The 20,644-nt window shown below is 64.0% G+C and carries 20 protein-coding genes; 11 read left to right on the top strand and 9 right to left on the bottom strand.

Features of this window, described 5'->3' with window-relative positions; all coding sequences use genetic code 11:
• Window positions 1–260: 260 nt before the first annotated feature.
• The 10 genes from AC2VNO_RS20085 (at window position 261) to AC2VNO_RS20040 (ending at window position 10,126) form a co-directional block, all read left to right on the top strand.
• Window positions 261–572, top strand: coding sequence for a c-type cytochrome (locus AC2VNO_RS20085; RefSeq protein ID WP_486935788.1), 312 nt, complete (start codon window positions 261–263; stop codon window positions 570–572).
• 344 nt (window positions 573–916) lie between these two features.
• Window positions 917–3,058, top strand: a complete 2,142-nt coding sequence (nosR, locus tag AC2VNO_RS20080; RefSeq protein WP_486935787.1) for a transcriptional regulator NosR — start codon at window positions 917–919, stop codon at window positions 3,056–3,058.
• A gap of 3 nt (window positions 3,059–3,061) precedes the next feature.
• On the top strand, window positions 3,062–4,954 hold the full coding sequence (nosZ, locus tag AC2VNO_RS20075; protein WP_486935786.1) for a TAT-dependent nitrous-oxide reductase: 1,893 nt from the start codon (window positions 3,062–3,064) through the stop codon (window positions 4,952–4,954).
• Window positions 4,955–5,008: 54 nt separating this feature from the next.
• The gene (locus AC2VNO_RS20070; RefSeq protein ID WP_486935785.1) at window positions 5,009–6,316 is read left to right on the top strand and encodes a nitrous oxide reductase family maturation protein NosD; all 1,308 of its coding nucleotides are present in this window, start codon (window positions 5,009–5,011) and stop codon (window positions 6,314–6,316) included.
• Complete coding sequence (locus tag AC2VNO_RS20065) at window positions 6,313–7,260, top strand: ABC transporter ATP-binding protein (RefSeq protein WP_486935784.1); 948 nt, start codon at window positions 6,313–6,315, stop codon at window positions 7,258–7,260. The genes AC2VNO_RS20070 and AC2VNO_RS20065 overlap by 4 nt, the downstream gene beginning before the upstream one ends.
• Window positions 7,257–8,081 (top strand): ABC transporter permease, encoded by an 825-nt coding sequence (locus AC2VNO_RS20060; protein WP_486935783.1) that lies wholly within the window; start codon window positions 7,257–7,259, stop codon window positions 8,079–8,081. The genes AC2VNO_RS20065 and AC2VNO_RS20060 overlap by 4 nt, the downstream gene beginning before the upstream one ends.
• 22 nt (window positions 8,082–8,103) lie before the next feature.
• The gene (locus AC2VNO_RS20055) at window positions 8,104–8,712 is read left to right on the top strand and encodes a nitrous oxide reductase accessory protein NosL (RefSeq protein WP_486935782.1); all 609 of its coding nucleotides are present in this window, start codon (window positions 8,104–8,106) and stop codon (window positions 8,710–8,712) included.
• 25 nt (window positions 8,713–8,737) lie between these two features.
• Window positions 8,738–9,109 (top strand): c-type cytochrome, encoded by a 372-nt coding sequence (locus AC2VNO_RS20050; protein WP_486935781.1) that lies wholly within the window; start codon window positions 8,738–8,740, stop codon window positions 9,107–9,109.
• 88 nt (window positions 9,110–9,197) lie between these two features.
• The gene (locus tag AC2VNO_RS20045; protein WP_486935780.1) at window positions 9,198–9,764 is read left to right on the top strand and encodes a hypothetical protein; all 567 of its coding nucleotides are present in this window, start codon (window positions 9,198–9,200) and stop codon (window positions 9,762–9,764) included.
• Window positions 9,764–10,126, top strand: coding sequence for a DUF6164 family protein (locus AC2VNO_RS20040; RefSeq protein WP_486935779.1), 363 nt, complete (start codon window positions 9,764–9,766; stop codon window positions 10,124–10,126). Before AC2VNO_RS20045 ends, AC2VNO_RS20040 begins: the two co-directional genes overlap by 1 nt.
• A gap of 61 nt (window positions 10,127–10,187) precedes the next feature.
• Here the strand turns inward: AC2VNO_RS20040 and AC2VNO_RS20035 are convergent, their stop codons facing one another.
• The 9 genes from AC2VNO_RS20035 to AC2VNO_RS19995 form a co-directional block, all read right to left on the bottom strand.
• Entirely contained in the window at window positions 10,188–10,742 is a 555-nt protein-coding gene (locus tag AC2VNO_RS20035) for a hypothetical protein (protein ID WP_486935778.1), read from the bottom strand.
• Window positions 10,743–10,774: 32 nt separating this feature from the next.
• The gene (locus AC2VNO_RS20030) at window positions 10,775–11,167 is read right to left on the bottom strand and encodes a cupredoxin domain-containing protein (protein ID WP_486935777.1); all 393 of its coding nucleotides are present in this window, start codon (window positions 11,165–11,167) and stop codon (window positions 10,775–10,777) included.
• Between the two features lie 26 nt (window positions 11,168–11,193).
• Complete coding sequence (locus tag AC2VNO_RS20025) at window positions 11,194–12,828, bottom strand: NapC/NirT family cytochrome c (protein WP_486935776.1); 1,635 nt, start codon at window positions 12,826–12,828, stop codon at window positions 11,194–11,196.
• Window positions 12,829–13,039: 211 nt separating this feature from the next.
• Window positions 13,040–14,656: a cytochrome D1 domain-containing protein gene (locus AC2VNO_RS20020; protein ID WP_486935775.1), complete on the bottom strand. Its 1,617-nt coding sequence runs from the start codon at window positions 14,654–14,656 to the stop codon at window positions 13,040–13,042.
• A 254-nt stretch (window positions 14,657–14,910) separates the two neighbouring features.
• The gene (locus AC2VNO_RS20015) at window positions 14,911–15,675 is read right to left on the bottom strand and encodes a Crp/Fnr family transcriptional regulator (RefSeq protein WP_486935774.1); all 765 of its coding nucleotides are present in this window, start codon (window positions 15,673–15,675) and stop codon (window positions 14,911–14,913) included.
• A 26-nt stretch (window positions 15,676–15,701) separates the two neighbouring features.
• Window positions 15,702–16,595 (bottom strand): c-type cytochrome biogenesis protein CcmI, encoded by an 894-nt coding sequence (ccmI, locus tag AC2VNO_RS20010; protein ID WP_486935773.1) that lies wholly within the window; start codon window positions 16,593–16,595, stop codon window positions 15,702–15,704.
• Between the two features lie 14 nt (window positions 16,596–16,609).
• A complete protein-coding gene (locus AC2VNO_RS20005) occupies window positions 16,610–17,077 on the bottom strand; it encodes a cytochrome c-type biogenesis protein (protein ID WP_486935772.1) in 468 nt (155 codons plus the stop codon).
• Complete coding sequence (locus tag AC2VNO_RS20000; protein ID WP_486935771.1) at window positions 17,074–17,637, bottom strand: DsbE family thiol:disulfide interchange protein; 564 nt, start codon at window positions 17,635–17,637, stop codon at window positions 17,074–17,076. Before AC2VNO_RS20000 ends, AC2VNO_RS20005 begins: the two co-directional genes overlap by 4 nt.
• Window positions 17,637–19,640 carry a heme lyase CcmF/NrfE family subunit gene (locus AC2VNO_RS19995; RefSeq protein WP_486935770.1) on the bottom strand — a complete coding sequence of 668 codons (2,004 nt, stop codon included), beginning with the start codon at window positions 19,638–19,640 and terminating at the stop codon, window positions 17,637–17,639. The genes AC2VNO_RS20000 and AC2VNO_RS19995 overlap by 1 nt, the downstream gene beginning before the upstream one ends.
• 359 nt (window positions 19,641–19,999) lie before the next feature.
• Here AC2VNO_RS19995 and AC2VNO_RS19990 point away from each other — a divergent pair, with 359 nt between their 5' ends.
• Entirely contained in the window at window positions 20,000–20,521 is a 522-nt protein-coding gene (locus AC2VNO_RS19990; RefSeq protein ID WP_486935789.1) for a peptidylprolyl isomerase, read from the top strand.
• Window positions 20,522–20,644: the final 123 nt, after the last annotated feature.

The following is a 20,644-nucleotide window of genomic DNA, read 5'->3' as shown; positions in this document are numbered from 1 at the left end:
CGAATGCGTGATCACGCCTGCGTGCCGCCTCAAGCCGATTCTCAACGAGGCGCTGGGCGCTTTCATGTCAGTATTGGATGGTTACACCCTGGCCGACCTGCTCGGCAAACGACAGCCCCAGCTCGCGCGCCTGATGCAGATACCGACAGGCGCACCATAGATGTGCCAAAATCAATTTGGCTTAGTATCGAAGTCAGGAATCGAGCCGACCCATCAAGGCTCGACCGGCTTCACCGTGACCCAAGCATCAGGAGAAACCCATGAAGAAGCTTACCGCTGCCCTGCTCACCGGCTCCGTTGCCCTGGCGCTTAGCGCCGTGGCCCAGGCAGAGCCCGATGGCGAGGCAATCTACAATCAGGCCTGCATGGCCTGCCACATGACCGGTGCCGCCGGCGCGCCGATCAAGGGCGACGAAGCCGCATGGTCGGAGCGACTGGAGCAGGGCATGGATACCCTCTACGCCCACTCCATCGACGGCATCGGCGCCATGCCCCCCAAGGGTGGCCACATGAACCTGAGCGACGAGGAAGTGAAGGCGGCCGTCGATTTCATGCTCGAGCCGGTACTCTGATCTCCTCACGTTAATCAGCCAGGTGGGCCCGCCCACCTGAGCGGCGGGGCGCCTGGCCAGGTTGGCGTAGCGCCCCCCGACTTCCCTTCGCAGGACCGTAACGAAGCTTCGTAACAACCTCCACCCGGCTCGCTGCCTCTCGGCGTCAACGGGCCACCCGGCCCCATCATCTCCCTACCCCCTTGGGATTACTCCCTCTGCCTTCACCGGCGTCACTGCGCTCATGACCCATGTCAATTCCAGGGCACTGGTCTACTGGCATCATGGGCAACAGCAGTTAAGTAATATTTTAGATGCCTGTTCGAGCCAACACGCACAGAACTGGCAAACGGTAAGGAACGCTCATGCACACCCGGCGCCGCCCGCTCTTATCTCTGGCTCACCTCTGGCTCTTCGGCCTGCTGATGCTGCTCGGTCTGTCGGCACACGCCTTCGAGCTGTCCCAGGTGAAAGCCGGCTTTCCCGACGCCACTCGCCTGGCCGATACGGAGGGCGAACATGCCGCCAGGGCGGTCTATGCCGGCGACACGCTGCTAGGGTATGCCTTCGAGACCGATGACATCGCACCGATACCGGCCTACTCCGGTAAACCTATCAGCATGCTGGTGGGCATCGACACGCAGGCCCGCATCACCCAGGCCACCATTCTCGGACACGAAGAGCCGATCATGCTGGTGGGCATTCCCGAGCAGCGTCTGGTCGACTATGCCGATGCCCATGCCTCACATCACGTCAACGCGCGGCTGCGGGTCGGCGAGAACCTGGATGCCATCTCCGGTGCCACGGTCACCGTGATCGTGCTCACCGAGACCGTAATGCGCTCCGCCCGCCGGGTGGCTGCCGAACAGGGGCTCATCGAGGATCCGCTGGCCACTCCCCCGGCTGAAGTGCGTTACGACGTGTTCGAGCCGGCCAACTGGGAAACGCTGGTCGGCGACGGCACCATACGCCGTCTGCACCTGACCCACGGCGAGATCGACGAGGCCTTCGTCGGAACCGCAGCCGAAGGCTACGCCAGCGGTCAGGCGGCCGACAGCACCTTCATCGATCTTTACGTCACCTATCTCAACGCGCCGACTGCCGGTCGCAACCTGCTCGGCGACATCGTCTACGAGCAGCTCATGGAGCGACTCGAAGAGGGCGAGCATGCCATCGGGGTCATGGCCAGTGGCGACTACTCCTTCAAGGGCTCCGGCTACGTGCGCGGCGGCATCTTCGATCGCATCGAAGCCTCCCAGGGCAACACCAACATCGCCTTTCAGGACAGTGACCATCGCCGAATCGTGCGCCTGGGTATCGAGGGTGCACCGCGGTTGACCGAGCGCGACATCTTCATCATCCGCAGCGAAGCCGAGTTCGACCCCGGCGAGCCGTGGGAGCTGGGTCTGCTGGTACGCCGCGCAGCCGGCCCGCTGGAAACCGAATTCGTACGCTTCAACGCTCACTACAGCATTCCCGAAGCCTATGTCGAACGCTTCGAGGCGCCCGTGGAAGAGGCGCTGTGGGTGCAGGTGTGGCGCGACCGCACCTTCCAGATCGCGATCCTCGGGGTAGGCCTGACCGTGCTGACTGCCGTGATGCTGTTCCAGGACGTGCTGGTGCGCTACCCAAGGGTGTTCAACCCGCTGCGGGTCGGCTTCCTGGTCTACACCGTGGTATTCATCGGCTGGTACTCACTGGCCCAGCTCTCGGTGGTCAACATCCTGACCTTCGTTCACTCGCTGATGGGCGGCTTCAGCTGGGAGTCGTTCCTCATCGATCCGATGATGTTCATCCTCTGGTCGTTCGTGGCGGTGACGCTGCTGATGTGGGGCCGCGGCGTGTTCTGCGGCTGGCTGTGTCCGTTCGGCGCCATGCAGGAGCTGATCAACAAGGCCGCACGCAAGCTCCGGGTGCCTCAGTTCGAAGTGCCCTTCGCCCTGCATGAGCGGCTGTGGGCGATCAAGTACATCATTCTGCTGGCGCTGTTCGCGGTCTCGCTGCACTCGCTAGGCCAGGCCGAACGCTACGCCGAGGTAGAGCCGTTCAAGACCGCCGTGACCATGCGCTTCCAGCGCGAGTGGGCCTTCCTGGCCTATGCCCTTGGCCTGCTCGCCATCTCGGCCTTCACCCACAAGGCCTACTGCCGCTACATCTGCCCGCTGGGTGCGGGACTTGCGATTCCCGCCCGCCTACGCCTGTTCGACTGGCTCAAGCGCCATCGCGGCAGCTGCGGGACCCCTTGCCAGATCTGCGCCAACGAATGCGAAGTGCAGGCCATCCATCCCGACGGCCGCATCAATGCCAACGAGTGTCACTACTGCCTGGATTGCCAGGTGACCTATCACGACGACCGGCGCTGTCCGCCAATGGTCAAGCGCCGCAAACGCTTCGAGAAGGCCGCTCGCGGCTCCTCCAAGGGCGGTGCCGTGGAAACCTTCCCGGCCGATGCTGCGCAGGGCAGCCAGGCCAAATTGCAGCGCATTCCCACTCTTCAGGAGGAGTGAACCATGAGCGACAAGAACGACCACATCAAGGACCTCAGCCGCCGCAACTTCCTGCGCAACAGCGCAGTGACCGGCGTAGCCGGGGCCAGCCTGGCCGGCGGTTTCGGCGCCGGGGCACTCGTGCGCAGCCGCCCCGCCGAAGCCGCACCGGGGAACGAGCACCACGTCGAGCCGGGTGAGCTGGACGAATACTACGGTTTCTGGAGCGGCGGCCACTCCGGAGAAGTGCGCATTCTGGGCGTACCCTCCATGCGCGAATTGCTGCGCATTCCTGTATTCAACGTCGACAGCGCCACCGGCTGGGGCATCACCAACGAGTCCAAGCGCGTGCTGGGCCCCAACGCCCCGCTGAACGGCGACACCCACCACCCCAAGGTGAGCTATACCGACGCCCGCTACGACGGCCGCTACTGCTTCATCAATGACAAGCTGAACACCCGCGTGGCGCGTATCCGCCTGGATATCATGCGTGCCGACAAGATCGTCACCATTCCCAACGTGCAGTCGATCCACGGCCTGACCCTGCAGCGCGTGCCCAGCACCGAGCGCGTCTTCGCCGCGGGTGAAATGGTGGTGCCGCTGAACAACAACGGCGACTACCTGGACGATCCTTCCGAGTACTGGACCATGATGTCCTGTCTCGATGCCGACACCATGGAGCTCAAGTGGCAGGCGATCGTCGATGGCAACCTCGACAACTGCGACACCGACTACACCGGCCGCTTCGTCGCAGCCTCCTGCTACAACTCGGCTCGCGGCATGACCCTGCCGGAAATGATGGGCCCGGAGCGCGACTGGACGGTGTTCTTCGACGTTCCTGCCATTGAAGCAGCGGTTGCCGCCGGCAACTACACCACCATCGGCGACTCCCAGGTACCCGTGGTCGACGCTCGCGAGCAGGCTCACGAGGGACGCAACACCTTCGCTCTCTACGTGCCGACCCCGCGCAGCCCGCACGGCGTCAACACCATGCCTCCGGAAGGCAAGTACTGCGTCGTCAGCGGCAAGCTGTCGCCCACCTGTACCGTATTCGAGTGGTCCCGCGTGGCCGAGTGGTTCGACGGCGGTCTTTCCGACCCGCGCGACATCGTGGTGGCCGAGCCGGAAGTGGGCCTGGGGCCGCTGCACACCACCTACGACAACCGCGGCAATGCCTACACCTCACTGTTCCTCGACAGCCAGGTGGTGAAGTGGAACGTGGAAGACGCCATCCGCTCCTACAACGGCGAAGAGGTGAACTACATCCGCGACCGCATCGACGTGCACTACAACATCGGCCATATCAAGGCCTCGCTGGCCTGTAGCCGTGACGTCGACGGCAAGTACCTCACCGCGCTTTGCAAGTTCTCCAAGGACCGCTTCCTGCCGGTAGGCCCGATGCACGCCGAGAACGATCAGCTGATCGACATCACCGGCGAGCAGATGAAGCTGATTCACGACGGCCCGACCTACGCCGAACCCCATGATGCGCTGATGATTCGTGCCGATCAGCTCAACCCGGCGCAGGTCTATACCCGCGACGACCCCTACTTCGCCGAAACCGTGGCCATGGCGCATGCCGATGGCGTCACGCTGGAGACGGACAACAAGGTCATCCGCGACGGCAACAAGGTGCGCGTCTACATGACCTCCGTGGCGCCGAGCTTCGGCACCACCGAGTTCCGGGTCAAGCGAGGCGATGAAGTCACCATCGTGGTCACCAACATGGATACCATCGAGGATGTCAGCCACGGCTTCGCCCTGGTCAACCACGGCATCAACTTCGAGATCCATCCGCAGCAGACCTCCTCGGTGACCTTCGTGGCCGACAAGCCCGGCGTGCACTGGTACTACTGCAGCTGGTTCTGCCATGCCCTGCACATGGAAATGTCAGGCAGGATGCTGGTAGAAGCGTGATGTAACCCGGCCGGCCCTGCGGGGCCGGCTACTGTCCTACCCGAGGTGACCGTGGTGAAACGTACTCTTTTCTCTTTGCTGGGCGGCTGCGGCCTGCTGTTGATGGCAACCTTTGCCTTCGGCGAGCTGCGCATCGAGCCTGGCGACGGTCCTCTCCAAGCTCATATCGATACTGCCGCGCCCGGCAGCGAGCTGACGCTCGCTGCGGGAGTCCATACCGGCGGTATCCAGATCGACAAGCCCTTGACCCTGCGCGGCGAGCCCGGCGCCATTCTCGACGGCAAGGGTAGCGGCGACGTGATACGCGTACGCGCCGAAGACGTGCGCATCGAAGGGCTGACCCTGCGCAACTCCGGCTTCAACCTGACCGACATGAACGCCGGCATTCACGCCGAGCGCGATGCCCACCGCATCCACGTCGAGAACAACGTGATGGAGAACGTGGCCTTCGGCGTCTGGCTGTGGCATCTGGAGGCACCCAGCGTGATCGGCAACCGTATCGCCGGCAACACCAGCGTCCGTTCACAGGACCGCGGCGACGCCATCCGCCTTTACAACATCACCGGCGGCACCGTTGCCGACAACGACGTGCGCGACTCGCGCGACGCCATCTACGTCGATACCAGCCGCGACCTGGTGTTTCGCAACAACCGTCTGCGCGACTCGCGCTTCGGCATTCATTACATGTTCACCCACGGCGGCAAGATCGTGGGCAACCATACCAGCGGTACTCGCGCCGGCTATGCGCTGATGATGTCCCGCGACCTCGAAGTGGTGAACAACCGTTCCGAGCGCGACATGAATTACGGCATCCTGATGAACTACGTCAACTACAGCACCATTGCCGGCAATGACATCAGCGGCATCACCGCCTGGCACGGCCCCGGCGGCAGCGAGCACGGCGTCACGCTCGGCGCCGAGGGCAAGGCGCTGTTCATCTACAACTCCCAGAGCAACGAGATCCACGGCAACCGCCTGGCCGACAGCGAACTCGGCATTCACCTCACCGCCGGCTCGGAGAACAATCGGCTCTACGCCAACGCCTTCATCAACAATCGCCAGCAGGTGATGTACGTGGCCACCCGCTCTCAGGAGTGGTCCCGCGATGGCCGCGGCAACTACTGGAGCGACTATCTGGGCTGGGACCTGGACGGCGACGGGGTCGGCGATACGGCCTACGAGCCCAACGATGCCGTCGACCGCCTGCTGTGGCGTCACCCCGAGGCGCGCCTGCTGCTGCACAGCCCGGCCGTGGTCGCGCTACGCTGGGTACAGCGCCAGTTTCCCATCTTCCGCGCCCAGGGCGTGCAGGACAGCGCCCCATTGATGCACGCCCCCGACCTTGGAGAAGCCCAATCATGAATCCGGTAATCGAATGTCACGGGCTGACCAAGCGCCATGGCGATCTGACCCGCCTTGACGCTCTCGACCTCACCGTCCAGGAGGGCGAAGTGCTGGCCCTGCTGGGACACAACGGCGCCGGCAAGACCACCACCATGAAGCTGATCCTGGGGCTGATCTCGCCCAGCGCGGGCTCGCTTGCCGTGCTCGGCGGTGCCCCCGACGGACCCCATGCCGAGACGCTGCGCCGCCATCTGGGCTACCTGCCCGAGAACGTCAGCTTCTACGAACAGCTCACCGGCCGTGAGGTCCTTGCCTACTTTGCTCGCCTCAAGCGCACCGATCGCCGCCAGGTCGATGAGCTGCTCGAGAAGGTCGGCCTGGGCCAGGCTGCCAAGCGCCGGGTGAAGACCTATTCCAAAGGCATGCGCCAGCGCCTCGGTCTGGCCCAGGCGCTGCTGGGCGAGCCCCGCCTGCTGCTGCTCGACGAGCCCACCACCGGGCTCGATCCCGCCGCCACCCGAGACTTCTACGAAACCGTACGCGAGCTGCGCGAACGCGGCTGCACCGTGCTGCTCTCTTCCCACGTACTGCCCGGCGTGGAGCCTTACATCGACCGCGCACTGATTCTCGGTGCCGGGCGACGCCTGGCGCTGGGCAGCCTCGAGGAGCTGCGTCACGAGGCTGCCCTGCCGCTGACCATTCGCGCCAAGGGTCGCTGGCCCGGCGTCGACTGGTCCCGCGGCTGGGACGACGCGCGCATCGCACCGCGCCACCTCAACGGTTCCGCCCTCGAGCTCGGCGTACACCCCTCGGCCAAGATGAGCGCGCTGCGTCGGCTGACCGATACACCCGGGGTCGAAGACATCGACGTGCTGCCACCGACGCTCGAACATCTGTACGCCCATTTTTCGGCGCCCGTGGCAGCGACCTCCTTCAATTCCGACAAGCGAGACGCCCCATGAACACGACACTCATCGTCGCCCGCAAGGAGTTCCAGGACGGTCTGCGCAACCGCTGGGTGCTGGCTATTGCCCTGATTCTGGCTGCCCTGGCCGTCGGTATCGCCTGGTTCGGCGCCGCTGCCAGCGGCGGCATGGGCTTCACCTCGCTGGCCACCACGGTGGTCAGCCTGTCGACGCTGGCGGTATTCCTGATTCCGCTGATCGCGCTGCTGCTGGCGTACGACGCCGTGGTCGGCGAGCAGGAGTCGGGTACGCTACTGCTGCTGCTCACTTATCCGCTGAGCCGCACTTCTCTGCTGCTCGGCAAGTTTCTCGGCCACGGCCTGATTCTGGGCGCCGCCACCGCGCTGGGCTTCGGTATTGCCGGCGTGGTGATCGCCATCGGCGCCGATGGCGTGACGCTCGGCGACCTGGTGGCAAGCCTCGGCCTGTTGATCGTCAGCAGTATTCTGCTGGGCTGGGTGTTCATCGCCTTCGCCTACCTGATCAGCGTGTGGGTCACCGAAAAGGCGCGCGCCGCCGGACTGGCGCTGGGCGTGTGGTTTCTGTTCGTGCTGGTGTTCGATCTGGGGCTGCTGGCGCTGCTGGTGAGCGTGCAGAGCGGCGGCGACTGGCTGCCGTGGCTGCTGCTGCTCAACCCCACCGACGGCTTCCGCCTGATCAACATGGTGGGCTTCGAGTCGGCCCAGGCCTACACCGGCGTCACCGCCATTGCCCAGAACAGCGCCTTCCATGCCGGCTGGCTGATGCTGGTGCTGGTTGGCTGGATCGTCGCCCCGCTGGGGCTGGCCATATTGCGCTTCCGTCACCATTCGGCCTGAGAGGCCCACCGGAGATCATCAGATGATTCGCGCCACTCTTGCCGCTCGCACGATTGCCTTCACTGCGGCCCTGCTGCTGGCAGGCTGCGGCGGCAGTGAAGACCAACCACTGGCCCCGGCCCAGCCCATCACCGACGGCGACAGCTGCCACGTGTGCGGCATGCTGATCAGCGACTTGCCCGGCCCCAAGGGGCAGGTCTACCTGAGCCGGGACGATGCCGTGCGCAAGTTCTGTTCCACCACCGACATGTTCGCCTTCCTGCTGCAGCCCGAGAACGAGAACCGACTGAGCCACGCCTGGGTTCATGACGTTGCCGTGACGCCCTGGAGCCAGCCGGCCGATGATGCCTTCATCCTGGCCAGCGAAGCCTGGTACGTGGCGGGTCACGACCGGCGTGGCGCCATGGGGCATACTCTGGCATCGTTCAGGGAGCGCCATCATGCCGACGCCTTCCGCGAGACCCACGGGGGGGATGTGCTAGCCTTCAGCGATATCGACCTGGAGCTGCTGACGGAACTCGCCCGAGCGGATGCCAGCATGCAGCACAACGGCGGCATGCCCGGTCATGAAGGCCATGACAACGGTATGCATGGCCATGGCGGGCATGGAGGCGCCATGCACGGTCACTGATGCGTCCTGCTTGGGGGAGAGTCTCATGTCGTTGAAGCTTGCCGTGTCCGCTATCGGCGCCCTGTTGATTTCGCTGAGCCCGGCCGCCTGGTCGGCAGAGACTTCCCCTGCACCGCTTGAAGGCGACCCCGAACGGGGCGCCGAGATGGCCAAGCTGTGCACCAGCTGTCACGGCCATCAGGGCCGCAGCGTGACCTCGCGCTACCCGAGCATCGCCGGCATGGACGAAGCGCACTTCATCGAAGGCATGCAGGCCCTGCGCGCCGGTGAACGCGGCCACCTGATGGCCAGCATGACCCGTGGCCTGAGCGACCAGGACATCGCCGACCTGGCGGCCTACTACGCCCGGCTCGAACCACGACCCTGGGGCGAGGCCGGCGCCGAAAGCGAGCCATGAGGCTGCCTCACCGCTCGCTCTGACAACGGGGTCGGCGCAGCGCTCTACGAGTGCTACCATCCCAGGCCTGTCGATCAGGAACACCAACATGACCCGACCCTCTCGGCCGCACGCCGCGCGCCAGCTGCTCTGCTGCCTTCTGCCGGCCGCCCTGCTGTCGGCTAGCCCGGCGCTGGCCACCAATTACAATGTCAGCGACATCGAAGCGCATGAAAACTGGCACTCTCTCTCCTTGTCACTGGGGGATGAGCGTCACTTCCGGGCCCTGGAGCAACACAGCTACAGCGACTCCATTCTCAGCGTGAACTACACCCCCGGCGTGTGCGACCTGCCCTGGCTGGAAGTGCGTGTCGAGCTCGAGGAGCTCCAGTCGGAGAGCCGTGTGGCCAACCTGGTGCCCGGTGACCTGCGGGTCGACTACGCCACCATCCACAGCGGGGCTGCGGAGTTCGTCACCCAGCGTGGCGACCGCGGCTTCTATGTCAACTTCTACCTCGATGAACTCGATCTGCTGATCGACGAGATGCGCGACGGCGAAACACTGCGACTGCGCTTCGACCGCGGCGAGGAGGATTACTGGTTCATGAGCTTCGACCTGGCAGGTGCCGCCGAAGCCATCGCCCGGGTCGAGCGACTGTGCGAGGCGGCAAGCTGATGGCGACGCTGCTGTTTCGGCTGGCCAACGTATCCGAGGAAGAAGCCTGGGAAGTGCGTCGATTGCTCGACGAGCACGGCTTCGATACTTACGAAACCCACGCCGGCTTCTGGCGGCTGGGGGTCGACGCCATCTGGCTACGTGACGAGGCGCAACGGGAAGCGGCACGAGAAGTGCTCGACCGTTATCAGGCCGAGCGACAGGAGCGGGTACAACAGGAGTACGCGGACCGGATCGAACGCGGCCAGGTGCCGAGCCTATGGCAACGTCTTCTTCATCACCCCGTTCGAACGCTGCTGGTGAGTCTGGCCGTCATCGCCATCCTGGCATTGACGCTGTTGCCTTTTCTGGGCCTGATCTAGGCCACCGTCTGACACGACAAGCCGCCGCCCGAAGGCGACGGCATGCGCAAGCCGATTCCTTTCAGCGCAGCAGTCGGGTATCGAGATACTCCACCGAGAGGTAGTCGTCGAAGGCCCAAAGACGCACGAAACGTCCGCGCTCCTGCTGCTCACTCTCGGCTCCGCCCCAGATCGAAAGGCTGCTCGGCTCTTCCGGCATGCCTTCCTTGAGCTGCTCGAACCACCATTCGGTCATCTCCTCTGCCCAGGGCTGGCCGTATCGTGCAACAAGCTGCTCCTTCACGACCGCGTGATCTTCCACGTTGGGATGAAACGTCACCACCAGGGCCAACCGATCGCTGCCTGCCGGGAACACATAGCGCACGTCGGTGACAGTGCCATCGGAATCCTGAAGCTCACCGTCGATGAGGAGATCGTTTTCCGTGGTTTCCAGCGTCTCGACATTGGTGATCCCGTCGCTCTCGAGATGCGTCAGAACCGTCTCGGACGACATGCCGAACTCGGCGCTGCGATAGCCCGTAATGTCTTCCGCCGCGGCGACGGCACTTGCCGCGGACAAGACCAGCGCCGTCAGCAGTCCGCCGAATAACGCTGCGGGTTGAGTGGTCATCGCCATGCGAACTCCTCTTGGGCCGCAAGGCCCATCGTCTAGTTGTCTTCCTCGTCACCCACGACACGGATCACACCCACCATCCCCCGGTTCTCGTGGGGCTGGCAGTAATACTCGAAGGTACCCTCCTCGTCGAACGTACGCTCCCAGCTCTCCTCTGGGAAGAGACGCCCGGAAGCGATCTCCTCCTCGGGAAAATAGATGTCATGATTGGAGCGCCGCTCGGCATTGACCCAACGCACCGTGGTGCCGACGCTGACTTCCAGCTCTTCGGGTTCGAAGCGGTTGTTGACCATTTGGATCTCGATGACGTCGCCGTCGGCGGCGGCCTCGACCTGGTCGTTGTCGCTATCGGCCAGAGCCGCCCCGCTCAGTAGCAGGGTGGCCAACAGGCCGGCGCCAAGGGCGGGAAGTCGTTTATGCATTGCCATCGTCTTCTCCTCCGGTGCCGGGCGCGTCACCGTGTGACGCGCGTTGCGTTGATTTCCACCATGTCTTCCTCGAAGTCACCCGGAATCTCGGCGTCGAAGGCCAGGCCATATTGCCAGGAAACATGGTGGAAGCGAGAGGCGGCATAGTCGTCGTGCAGTGCCACGTTGAAGCTGTACTTGCCGTCGGTAGATAGCGGTTTGTCACCCTCCACGCCGGTGCGCAACGCACGGGTCAGATAGGCGGTCCACACTCCGTCCTCTTCCGTTGCGGTCATGACTACCGCTTCGCTTTCGGAGAGATGACGCTGTTCGAGGATATAGCCGCTCTCGGTCAGTTCGGTGCCACTCTTGTATCGAGCTACATCGAGGTACACGCCACCACCCAGCAGTTCGGCGATCTCCGCCTCTTCCTTGAGCTTGTCCCAGCCGCCGCGAGCGGCACCGCGACGACCGCGGATCTCGACCTCGGTACGGCTTTCGGTCAGGTACTTGGTCACACCGTTCATCATGTCGAGACGTGAGGCGAGCTCGCTCTCAGCCAGCGCTTCCGCTTCCGGAGCATCGGGCATGTAGGTGGAGTCGTGGTGGCAGCTCGCCCAGCAACCGCCGCGATCGGCCATGTCCACCCGGTCGTCGGCAAAGCTGACGGTCAGCTTCATGGGATTCTCCGGGTCCATACGCCCGCCATCGACGAAGGGCAGCGGTGCATGCTCGCCGGCTTCCCACTGGAAGCGCATGAACAGGTAGTCGTCGTCGAAGGAGGCCTGCACGGTCATCGGAATGTGGCCGCGCTTGTCGCCCAGATCATAGGTCTCGATCTTCTCGGCGCTGGTGGCCAGCGCACCGATCTGGGCTTCTTCCCCTTGGTGACACCATACGCAGCGGTCGCCGAAGCTGAAGGCACGGCCGCCGCCGTGGGAGCTGCCATCCTGGATCCACTCGATGGAAGCCTGACCGGGCAGGAACAGAGTGACGTCCAGCGCCGGCACGTCGGACCAGTCCAACGTCGCGGCGATGTCGCCCTCGGCCGCCACGGCTTCGCCCAGCTCTTCGGCTTCCAGCGGCATGGCCGGCTCACCGCGCTCCGGCAGGTCGGTGACGGGCTCGTCGTGCTCGAAACGGTAGGCCCACACCGCTGACTCATCCCAATCCTCGGGAAGTTCATGGGCGATGCCTTGGTGACACTCGATGCACGTCTGGCCTTGTTCGAAGGCTCGCGCATGCTCACGGGCTGCACGCGGTGCCTGCTGCTCGAGGTCCATCGCCGACCAATCGTGACAGTTGCGACACTCGCGCGAGTCGGTGCGCAGCATTGAGCGCCATACGTTCTCGGCCAGATGCAGCCGTTTGTCCTCGAATTTCTCCTTGGTATTGATGGTACCCAGCATCCAGTGCCACACCTCGCGGCTGGCCTCGATCTTGCGGATCATCTTGGGCCCCCAGGCGTCCGGCACGTGGCAGTCAGAGCAGGTGGCTCCCACGCCGGTGGCGTTCTGGTAATGGGGGCGATCCAGGTACTCCTCGTGCACCCAGCTCATTTCGTGGCATGCCGTGCTGCAGAACTTCATGCTGTTGGTGGCTTCCATGACGGTGTTGAAACCGCCCCAGAACAGAATGCCGGCAACGAAGAAGATCACGGCGGCACCCAGCGATGCCCCCATGATCGTCATCCTGCGCCAGTTTTTTAGACGCTCCCCCATGATCTCGCTCTCCCCAAAAAGTCATGCCACGTGTCTTGCTTTGTCCTACTGCCATGCCGCCTGGTGATGCTTGGGCTGCCGGCCCCTTCTTCAGCCGTTTCGCTCAGTACCCTGGCTGTGGGAAATGGCTGAAGAAGGGGCCGGAGCGCCCTGAGGCGCTCCGGCAGTCGGCTTAGCCGCGCTCGTACTTCTTCAGACGGTTGTAGACGTTGAACTTACCGGTCGGCGTGTTCAGGTTCTCGATGACATCCTTGACTTCAAGGGTGGCGTCATCGAAGACCACAATGGCGCCGTCATCCTGGTGGCCACGGCCGCGAGCCCAGATGGAGACCCACACCTCGGTGCCGGACTGGTCGTATTCCATATGCACGGCCACGGCGTCATGCTCGACGGGACGGTCGGCAACATGGATCGGTGTCAGCTCACGGGTCTCCTTGTCCATGACCATGATCCACTGGTTGACGTCGGCCTCCGGGTGCATCGCCTGGTCGATCCAGACGTGCGGCGAGTTCGGATGGCTACGCAGGAAGAGCCCCGGACCGTCTGTCTCGACGGTGCCGCAGATCTCCCAGGCATGGTCCGGATGTCCTTCCGGATCGGTGCCCCAGAAGGTCACGAGGCCTTCGCCCAGGTGGGTGGTGCCGGCGACGGGACCACACTCCGGGTCGATCCAGTTGGCGCCAGGGCCCGGGTGCGGGATCTGACCGGTATTGAGCATGCTGACGAGCTTGCGCTCGACGGTATCGATGAATGCCATCTTGTGGCTGAAGTTGGCCGCGATCATGAAGTAGCGACCGGTAGAATCGAAGAAGCCGTCGTGCAGGTACTCGGCAGACGCGATGTGATCGATTCGCAGATTGTCGATGTCGCTGTAGTCGACCTGCCAGACCTGACCGGTCTCCTTGACGTTGACCAGGAAGGACGGCGCATGAGGCGTGTCGTAGAGCGCCGCTACACGGGCCTCGTGGATGTAGTTGCCCTCGGTGTCGTAGCCGCGGGTGGAGACGACCTTGAGCGGCTCCATGGTGTCGGCGTCGGCAATCACGAAGTGCGGGGGCCAGTAGCCGCCGCCGATGACATACTTGTCCGCCCACTCGCCATAGTGGGAAACCGCCACGTCACGGGCATCGATGCCGATGAATACCTCAGCGGTCGCCTGGGGCGGGTCCATCCACAGGTCGATCTTCGTCAGGCGGCCGTCACGGCCCTGGACGTACCAGAAGCGACCGTCGGAACTGGACTTGGCCACGTGTACGGCATAGCCGGTCTCGGCCTCGGTGACGAGTTCCTTGGTGTCGCCGTCGATGATGCCCATGGCGCCACGGTCACGCAGGATGGTGACCATGAAGTTTTCCCAGTTGCGATCGTGCTGGGGCTCGGTCGGCCACTCTTCCTGGGGTACCAGGATTCTCCAGGTGTCACGGATATCGGCAAGCGACATCTCCGGCGGCTCTTCCGGCGTCTGCTGGATGTACTTGGAGATCAGCGTGATCTCGTCTTCATCCAGGATGCCGTCGAAGTTGTTCATGCCCCCTTCGGTTCCCAGCGCGATAATGCTCTCAAGGCGGCGCTGACCCATCTCCTGGGTGTTTTCAGGCAGCAGGTTGGGCCCGGTGGCCCCCTTGCGCAGGGTGCCGTGACAACCGGCACAGCGCTGGAAGTAGATGGCGCTGGCGCGCTCCCTTTCCTCGGCCGTCATTTCCGGGGCCGCTGCCTGGGCGGTGCCCATCATGGCGGCCAGCGGGAAGCTCAGGGCGAAAATCCCCTTGGTCAATGCTCTCTTGTACATAACGTGCCTCGCTTGGTTTCCCCTTCGGGTAGTGGCTGGCGGGTGCCCGGCATGAACTGTTCTTCCCACTGCTGCGCGTCATGTCCTTCAGCCACCCCCCACCTAGCGCCATTAGTAGCAGCTTTGCCTTTCGGCTCACTTGACCACTGTCAATAGATGCATTCGAGAGTTGACTTATGTCAGAAGAGGGGTGAAATAAGGGTCGACCGGCGCTAAACGGCCCGCTTTTGCGGGCCGTGTGGGTAAGAAGAGCGTTAGCGGCAGGGTCGCGCCGTCGCCGTTCGGGGAGCATCCAGCGCGGCACAAGGCAGCACCGTTAGCGGCTCCTCCTCGGCGGTATTGGCAAAGCGTCGCAAGGCAGCGATGTCTTCGACATGCACGCAATTGCGCTCGCAGCTGACGCCGACCTCCTTGAGCCGGGCCATGGCTCGGGAAAAGCTTTCCGGCTTCATGCCCAGCCGACCGGCAATCAGCAGCTTGTCGCAGGGCAGGCAGACGGTAGCCTGATTGGTATCGCAGGGGCACAGCGAGACGATGAAGGCCGCCAGGCGCTGGTAGGTGGGCTGATTGGTGAGCTGGTCGAGCTGACGTACCAGATAGCGCAGCATTCCCGTGAGGTTGGCCAGCAGATTGAGCGCCAGACCGTGGTTGCGCTCCAGAGTGGTCAGGAAGTGGTCGGCGGTGAAGACCAGCAGCCGGGCATCTTCGGCAACCGCGGCATTGACCGGAAACCCCAGGCGATCGAACATGGCCGCCTCGGCAAAGGACTCGCCGCGGGTGAAAAGCCCCACCATGCACTCATTGCCGTCAGGGCTTTCGCGGAACAGCTTGACCCAGCCGCTCAAGACCACATAGAAGCGATCCGCCGGCTCGCCAGCGCTGAACAGCAGCGTGCCGCGACGATAGCTGCGCTCCAGGGCCCCATCGGTCAACAGGGCCAGCGTTTCGTCTCCCAGACCCGAGAACAGTGGCACCTGTCGAACGGCCTGCAGGGCTTCGCGACTCAGCGGCGTTTTCATACGTTTCTCCTTCATGGTAGGCCCCCTCAGCCTTCCGCCGTGGCTTGCGCCACCTGGCTCAGGTTGCCGCGAATCACTTCGGCTTCGGGCGAACCTTCCGGCAGCAGGCCGAGCAGACGCTCCCAGTAGCCACGAGCATGTTCCATTTCGCCTTCCATATAGGCACGCGAGCCGGCCAGCCACAGCCCTTGGACGTGATGGGGGTCGATCTCCAGGGCCCGTTCGAGCAAGCGCCGAGGTTCGCCGGCCAGGCTGCCTTGGCGCTCGGCCATGACATCGGCATAGCGGGTCAGCAGGTCGGGATCGCGGTCGCCGCCATGCTCCATGGCCTCACGGAAGGCACGTTCGGCAGCGTCCAGGTCATCGAGAAAAACGAGGGTGCGGCCCAGCAGCACCCAGCTCTCGAGGTCGTCGGGCTCCTGGGCCAGGCGTCCCTGCAACTGCTGGGCCATGAGCTGGAACTGTCGTCTCAGCTCGGCTTCCGTCGCCTCGGTGGGCACGGCGGCCGCCATCTCCTCGCCGGGCCGCTGGGTGGCGAAGACCTCTTCGGCATGCCCCACCGAGAGGTAGATGCCGATCGCCATGAAGGGCAGCACGGCAATGCTGACAAAGGCGGCAGCGCCCACTGCACGCCGCTCACCACGGCCTTCGGCCCCAAGCTGCTCGTCGGGGTCGACGGCGCCACTATCTAGCAGCTCGCGCTCCAGGTCGGCCACGGCCGTATCGTACTGGCCCTGGGTCAGAGTGCCCGCCATCAGATCCTGTTGCAGTTCGCGTACGCGGTCACGATGCACGTCGGCATTGATCGCGCGCCGCGATGGCAGCGCGTGCCACTGTGGTGTGCGCAACAGCGGGTAGAGCACGAACCCCAGCGCCAAGACGCACAGCAGCAGGGCAAAGAGTAGAAACAGTCCGTTCATCACGTCCTCCGGGATCAGGCGTCGTTGCGCAGCCGCTCTAGTTCGGCTCGCTCCTGCTCGGTGAAATCGGGGCGCTCGATCATGCGTCGTCGTCCGACGATGACGCGCCACCAGACGATGACGCCGCCGAACATGAGCAGGAAGGGGCTGGCCCAGAGTAGAAAGGTGTTGGCCTGCAGCGGCGGCCGGTAGCGCACGTAATCGCCGTAGCGCTGCACCATGAAGTCGACGATGGCGTCGGCATCGTGGCCGGCCAGGGTCATGTCGTAGACCCGGCGGCGCATGTCGGCGGCCAGCTCGGCGTTGGATTCATGTATGGTCTCGCTCTGGCACACCGTGCAGCGAAGCTCGCGCACCAAGGTGTCGTATTGGCGTTTCTGAGCCTCGCTGTCGAACTCGATCGGCTGGCCGATGGCCAAGGCCATGGCGAGGCCGGCGGGCGCCAACCAGGCGATCAGTAGCAAAAGCGTGTATCGGATCATGATTGCGCCACCCTCCTCGCCTCGTTCTTGCGCTGTTCCTCGCGCAGTTTCTCGACCAGCGGCAACACCTCGTCGAGCAGCAGCTGACGCGAAATCGGTCCGATGCGCTTGTAGCGGATCACGCCTTCGGCATCGAGCACGTAGGTTTCCGGCGTGGCATAGACGCCCCAGTCGATGCCGGCGTCTCCACGAGGGTCGAAGGCGATGGTGCGGTAGGGGTTGCCACTGACGCCGAGGTAGCGCAGCGCAGCCTCACGCTCGTCACGGTAGTTGAAGGCATGAATGGGAATGCCGCCGGCGGCCAGCTCCATCAAAAGCGGTTTCTCGGAGCGGCAGGTACTGCACCAGGTAGCCCAGACGTTGACCAGTGCCACCTCGCCGAAGAAGTCCTGCTCGGTAATGACACGCTCGGCATCCTCCAGCGCTTCCAGGGTAAAGGCCGGCGCCGGCTTGCCCACCAACGGTGACGGCAGGTCGCGGGAGTTCATGCCCAGGCCCACGAAGAGCAATCCGAGAAGCGCCGTCGTGGCCACCAGGGGAATCAACAGACGCAGGTTCATCAGCCGGTCACTCCCTGGGGTTGTCCAGTCGCGCTGCCAGGCTTGCGCTGCGGACGGACGACACGATTCCTGACCAGGCGATAACGCTTGTCGCAGGCCGCCAACAGGCCGCCCAGCGACAGCAGAATGGCGCCTGACCACATCCAGAACATGTAGGGCTTGTAGTAGAGCCGGAAGCTCCAGGCATCCCCCACCAGTCGCTCACCCAGCGAGACGTAGACGTCGCGGGTCGGGGCGCGGTGCAGCGAGGCCTGATTCATGGGGTTTTGAGGCTGCGTGTCGTAGTAGCGGCGCTGGGGCAGTAACGTCGCCACCAGGCGGCCATTACGATGGACATCGACCACGGCCTGATCGGCATCCCAGTTGGGGCCACGCACGCTTTCCATGCGCAGCAGGGTGAAATCGAAGCCGGCGGCCGACGTGGTCTGGCCCGGTTCCATGCGCACGTCGCGCTCGACTTCATAGGTGTTGACCATGGCGATGGCCACCACGATCAGCGCCAGCCCGACATGCGCCAGGTGCATGCCCAGGAAGCTCGGCCGCATGACCTTGCGCAGGCGTGCCGAAAGCGGCTGACGCGCCGAGCCCATGCGCTTGTGGATATCTTGCAACGCGGTAAGCACGATCCAGGTGGCAAGCATCAGCGACAGCGCGGTCATGGGCCGCCAGGCGCCGATCGTCAGCGGCCACAGTCCACCGGCCACCACGCTGACGGCAAATACCCAGCGCAGTTGCCTGAAGGTCTCTGCAGGGTTGGCCTGCTTCCACATCACCGACGGGCCGAGGCCGACCAGCAGCAGCAAAGGCAGCATCAGCGGAGCGAATACCGCATCGAAGTAGGGGGGGCCCACCGAGATCTTGCCCAGGCCGAAGGCATCCAGCGCCAGCGGGTAGAGCGTGCCGATGAAGACGGCCGTGCAGGCCACCGTCAGCAGTACGTTGTTGGCCATCAGCAGCGACTCACGGGAATACCAGGCGAAGGCGCCCCCGAGCCCCACCTTGGGCGCCCGCCAGGCATATACCGTCAGCGAACCGAGCAGGGTGAGGGTGAGCATCCCCAGGATGAACACGCCGCGCTCCGGGTCGGTGGCGAAGGCATGTACCGAGGTGATCACTCCCGAACGTACGATGAAGGCACCCAGCACCGTAAGGGCGAAGGTGATGATCGCCAGCATCAGGGTCCACACCTTGAAACCGCCGCGCTTCTCGGTCACCGCCAGGGAATGGATCAGCGCCGTGGCGGTGAGCCAGGGCAGGAAGGAGGCGTTCTCCACCGGGTCCCAGAACCACCAGCCACCCCAGCCCAGCTCGTAGTAGGCCCACCAGGAGCCCACCGCAATGCCCAGGGTAAGGAACACCCAGGCCACCGTGGTCCATGGGCGCGACCAGCGCGCCCAGGCGGCATCGAGGCGACCGCCGAGCAGGGCCGCCATGGCAAAGGCGAAGACCACCGCAGTACCCACATAACCCATGTAGAGCAGCGGCGGATGCAGGATCATGCCCGGATCCTGCAGCAGCGGATTCATGCCGCGGCCATCCATCGGACCCGGCAAGACCCGCTCGAACGGGTTGGAAGTGAAAATGGTGAAGGCGATGAAACCCACGCAGACCATGCCCAGCACGGCCAGCACCCGAGCCAGCATGTCGCGGGGCAGCGACTTGCTGAAGTAGGCCACGGCGGCACCCCAGGCCCCGAGGGTGAAAACCCATAGCAACAGCGAACCCTCATGGCCACCCCATACCGCAGTGACCTTGTAGATCAGCGGCTGACTGAGGCTGGAGTGGCTGGCCACGTAGCGGACCGTGAAATCGTCGACCACGAAGGCCCAGATCAGGACTGCCAATGACAGCGAGAGAAAGACGAACTGACCGGTCGCCAGGAAGCCACCGGTACGCATCAGCCGAGCGTTACCGAGTTGAGCGCCCACCAAAGGCAGTACGCTCTGGGCCAGAGCCAGGCACAGCGCCAGGATAAGGGCAAAGTTTCCGAGTTCCGCCACCATGGGCTGGCACCTCCCGCTTTCCCGGCGCCGATATCATCGGCTGCCGGTCACTGACTGACGTGGTAGCCGAAGCAAATGGAGTGGAAGCTGTGAACAGGCATTGCCTCGGCCGGCATGAGGGAATGGTCGGACCAATGCGCTTAAAAGACCATACCCAGTACTTCTTTTCACGGGCGGGTTGTGATCCATGTCAAACAAAAAGGCGTGGCCGGATGTCGCGCCCCGGATCGAGCGACGAAAGCCTGACAGTGAGCCCATCTGGACGTAAGCTAGGCACATCGTTTTCCCTGTCGCCCCATCAGGAGTTACCCGTGCTGAAGCGAACCCTGCTTTCCCTGCTCGCCGCCGCCAGCCTGCCGCTGGCATCAGCCCATGCCAACGCTGCCGACGTGGTGTTGCATACCAGTCACGGCCAGATCGGCATCGAGCTGTTCCAGGAACAGGCGCCTGAAAGCGTCAACAATTTCCTGACCTACGTGCAGGAAGGCCACTACGACGGCACCATCTTCCATCGCGTGATCGACGGTTTCATGATCCAGGGTGGCGGCTTCGATGAAAGCTTCAGTCAGAAGCCGACCCGCGCCCCGATCGGCAACGAAGCCGACAACGGCTTGCGCAATGAGCGCGGCACTCTCGCCATGGCACGTACCGGCGACCCGCACTCCGCCACGGCGCAGTTCTTCATCAACGTCAATGACAATGCTTTCCTCGATCACCAGGGCACCCACTCCAGCCAGGCCTGGGGCTATGCGGTGTTCGGCCGAGTGGTAGAAGGCATGGACGTGGTCGATGCCATCAAACGGGTGCCCACCGGCAGCCGCGGTCCGTTCCAGGACGTACCCCGCGATACCGTGGTCATCGAGCGCGCCGAGCTTCAGTAAGCGAGTCAGCGCCACAATACGACGACGCCCGCCAGCGGAAGATGGCGGGCGTCGTCGTTTTGGCCCACAAGTGCCGCCGGTCACAACCGCCGCAGGAACCGTCGCAAGCCAGCCAGTACCAGT

The organism is Halomonas sp. TH-94 (genome assembly GCF_057473365.1).
Note: the sequence above shows the minus strand (reverse complement) of the source record. Positions and strands in the feature narration are given on the sequence as shown.

Bases quoted from the DNA above. Each gene is read 5' to 3' on its own strand.
- AC2VNO_RS20085 (WP_486935788.1), top strand. From the start codon at position 261: ATGAAGAAGCTTACCGCTGCCCTGCTCACCGGCTCCGTTGCCCTGGCG.
- nosR (WP_486935787.1), top strand. From the start codon at position 917: ATGCACACCCGGCGCCGCCCGCTCTTATCTCTGGCTCACCTCTGGCTC.
- nosZ (WP_486935786.1), top strand. From the start codon at position 3,062: ATGAGCGACAAGAACGACCACATCAAGGACCTCAGCCGCCGCAACTTC.
- AC2VNO_RS20065 (WP_486935784.1), top strand. From the start codon at position 6,313: ATGAATCCGGTAATCGAATGTCACGGGCTGACCAAGCGCCATGGCGAT.
- AC2VNO_RS20060 (WP_486935783.1), top strand. From the start codon at position 7,257: ATGAACACGACACTCATCGTCGCCCGCAAGGAGTTCCAGGACGGTCTG.
- AC2VNO_RS20055 (WP_486935782.1), top strand. From the start codon at position 8,104: ATGATTCGCGCCACTCTTGCCGCTCGCACGATTGCCTTCACTGCGGCC.
- AC2VNO_RS20050 (WP_486935781.1), top strand. From the start codon at position 8,738: ATGTCGTTGAAGCTTGCCGTGTCCGCTATCGGCGCCCTGTTGATTTCG.
- AC2VNO_RS20045 (WP_486935780.1), top strand. From the start codon at position 9,198: ATGACCCGACCCTCTCGGCCGCACGCCGCGCGCCAGCTGCTCTGCTGC.
- AC2VNO_RS20040 (WP_486935779.1), top strand. From the start codon at position 9,764: ATGGCGACGCTGCTGTTTCGGCTGGCCAACGTATCCGAGGAAGAAGCC.
- AC2VNO_RS20035 (WP_486935778.1), bottom strand. From the start codon at position 10,742: ATGGCGATGACCACTCAACCCGCAGCGTTATTCGGCGGACTGCTGACG.
- AC2VNO_RS20030 (WP_486935777.1), bottom strand. From the start codon at position 11,167: ATGGCAATGCATAAACGACTTCCCGCCCTTGGCGCCGGCCTGTTGGCC.
- AC2VNO_RS20025 (WP_486935776.1), bottom strand. From the start codon at position 12,828: ATGGGGGCATCGCTGGGTGCCGCCGTGATCTTCTTCGTTGCCGGCATT.
- AC2VNO_RS20020 (WP_486935775.1), bottom strand. From the start codon at position 14,656: ATGTACAAGAGAGCATTGACCAAGGGGATTTTCGCCCTGAGCTTCCCG.
- AC2VNO_RS20015 (WP_486935774.1), bottom strand. From the start codon at position 15,675: ATGAAAACGCCGCTGAGTCGCGAAGCCCTGCAGGCCGTTCGACAGGTG.
- ccmI (WP_486935773.1), bottom strand. From the start codon at position 16,595: ATGAACGGACTGTTTCTACTCTTTGCCCTGCTGCTGTGCGTCTTGGCG.
- AC2VNO_RS20005 (WP_486935772.1), bottom strand. From the start codon at position 17,077: ATGATCCGATACACGCTTTTGCTACTGATCGCCTGGTTGGCGCCCGCC.
- AC2VNO_RS20000 (WP_486935771.1), bottom strand. From the start codon at position 17,637: ATGAACCTGCGTCTGTTGATTCCCCTGGTGGCCACGACGGCGCTTCTC.
- AC2VNO_RS19995 (WP_486935770.1), bottom strand. From the start codon at position 19,640: ATGGTGGCGGAACTCGGAAACTTTGCCCTTATCCTGGCGCTGTGCCTG.